The 2338-nt window shown below is 74.1% G+C and carries 2 protein-coding genes; both read left to right on the forward strand.

What is annotated here, in order from left to right; all coding sequences use genetic code 11:
- The first annotated feature begins 103 nt into the window (after positions 1 to 103).
- Complete coding sequence (locus ACI78U_RS24845; protein WP_456878119.1) at positions 104 to 1294, forward strand: Gfo/Idh/MocA family protein; 1191 nt, start codon at positions 104 to 106, stop codon at positions 1292 to 1294.
- On the forward strand, positions 1294 to 2304 hold the full coding sequence (locus tag ACI78U_RS24850) for a sugar phosphate isomerase/epimerase family protein (RefSeq protein ID WP_456878120.1): 1011 nt from the start codon (positions 1294 to 1296) through the stop codon (positions 2302 to 2304). The genes ACI78U_RS24845 and ACI78U_RS24850 overlap by 1 nt, the downstream gene beginning before the upstream one ends.
- The last annotated feature ends 34 nt before the right edge of the window (positions 2305 to 2338 follow it).

Here is a 2338-nt window from a genome sequence, read left to right on the forward strand (position 1 = left end):
CCCCCCACCCCCCCCCCCCCCCCCCCCCCCCCCCCCCCCCCCCCCCCCCCCGCCCCCCCCCCCCCCCCCCCCCCCCCCCCCCCCCCCCTCCCCGGGAGTCTCCATGACCTCAGCAGACCGGCCGACCCTCGGGATCGGTCTCATCGGACACGCCTTCATGGGCGCGGCGCACTCGCAGGCCTGGCGCACCGCCCCGCACTTCTTCGACCTCCCGCTCCGTCCCGAGCTCACCGTCCTCGCCGGCCGCGACCGCCAGCGGGCCACCGACGCCGCCGCCCGGCTGGGCTGGGCGGGGGTGGAGACCGACTGGCGGCGGCTGCTCGAGCGCGACGACGTCGGCCTGGTCGACGTCTGCACCCCCGGCGACACGCACGCCGAGATCGCGATCGCGGCGTTGGAGGCCGGCAAGCACGTGCTGTGCGAGAAGCCGCTGGCCAACACGGTCGCCGAGGCCGAGGCGATGGCCGACGCCGCCGCCCGGGCCGCCGCCCGCGGCGTGCGCTCGATGGTCGGCTTCACCTACCGCCGGGTGCCGGCGATCGGGCTGGCCCGCCGGCTGGTCGCCGAAGGGCGGATCGGCCAGGTGCGCCACGTCCGCGCGCAGTACCTGCAGGACTGGATCGCCGACCCGTCGGCGCCGATGTCGTGGCGGCTGGAGAAGGACAAGGCCGGCTCCGGCGCGCTGGGCGACATCGGCGCGCACATCGTCGACCTCACCCAGTACGTCACCGGCGAGACGCTCACCGGCGTCAGCGCGCTGCTGGAGACCTTCGTCAAGGAGCGCCCGCTGCCCGCGGCGGCCGGGTCGCTGTCCGGCGTCGCCGGCGAGGGGACCGGCCAGGTCACCGTCGACGACGCCGCCGTCTTCCTCGGCCGCTTCTCCGGCGGCGCGCTGGCCACGTTCGAGGCCACCCGGTTCGCGCTGGGCCGCAAGAACGCCATCCGCGTCGAGGTCAACGGGTCCGAGGGCAGCCTCGCCTTCGACTTCGAGGACATGAACGTGCTGCAGTTCTTCGACGGCCACGAGCCCGCCGAGCGCGCCGGGTTCCGGCGCATCCTGGTCACCGAGCCCGGCCACCCCTACATCGGCTCGTGGTGGCCGGCCGGGCACGGGCTGGGCTACGAGCACGGCTTCACCCACCAGGTCGTCGACCTGGTCACCGCGATCGCCAAGGACCAGGACCCGGCGCCGTCGTTCGCCGACGGCCTGCAGATCCAGCGGGTGCTCGACGCGGTCGAGCGCAGCGCCGCGGCCGACTCCGTGTGGACCCGCATCGAGGAGAGGACCGACTGATGCCCCGCCCCGTCACCCTGTTCACCGGCCAGTGGGCCGACCTGCCGTTCGAGGAGGTGGCCCGGCTCGCCTCCGAGTGGGGCTACGACGGCCTGGAGATCGCCTGCTGGGGCGACCACCTCGACGTCGAGCGCGCCGCGAACGACGAGTCCTACGTGCAGCAGAAGCTCGAGCTGCTCGACAAGTACGGCCTCAAGGTGTGGGCCATCTCCAACCACCTCAACGGACAGGCCGTCTGCGACGACCCCATCGACGCCCGGCACCAGGACATCGTCAACAGGCGCGTCTGGGGCGACGGCGACCCCGAGGGCGTGCGGCGGCGCGCCGCCGAGGAGATGGAGCTGACCGCGCGCGCCGCGGCCAAGCTCGGCGTCGAGACGGTCGTCGGCTTCACCGGGTCGAAGATCTGGAAGGCCGTGGCGATGTTCCCGCCGGCCCCGGCCTCGATGATCGAGGACGGCTACGCCGACTTCGCCGCCCGGTGGAACCCGATCCTCGACGTCTTCGACGAGGTCGGCGTCCGGTTCGCGCACGAGGTGCACCCGTCGGAGATCGCCTACGACTACTGGACGACGGTCCGCACGCTCGAGGCGATCGGCCACCGCGAGGCCTTCGGGCTCAACTGGGACCCGTCGCACTTCGTGTGGCAGGACCTCGACCCGGTCTCGTTCATCTGGGACTTCAAGGACCGGATCTACCACGTCGACTGCAAGGACGCGAAGCGCCAGGTGGGCAACGGCCGCAACGGCCGGCTCGGCTCGCACCTGCCGTGGGCCGACCCGCGGCGGGGCTGGGACTTCGTCTCCACCGGCCACGGCGACGTCCCGTGGGAGGCCTGCTTCCGGATGCTCAACACCATCGGCTACGACGGGCCGATCTCGGTGGAGTGGGAGGACGCCGGCATGGACCGCCTGGTCGGTGCCCCCGAGGCGCTGGCGTTCGTCCGCCGCCTGGCCTTCGACCCGCCGGCCGCCGCGTTCGACGCCGCGTTCTCGTCCTCCACGGGCTGACGCCCGGCGGTGGGCGGGCGGCCCGCCCGCCCAC

It is taken from the genome of Geodermatophilus sp. SYSU D00710 (assembly GCF_054050195.1).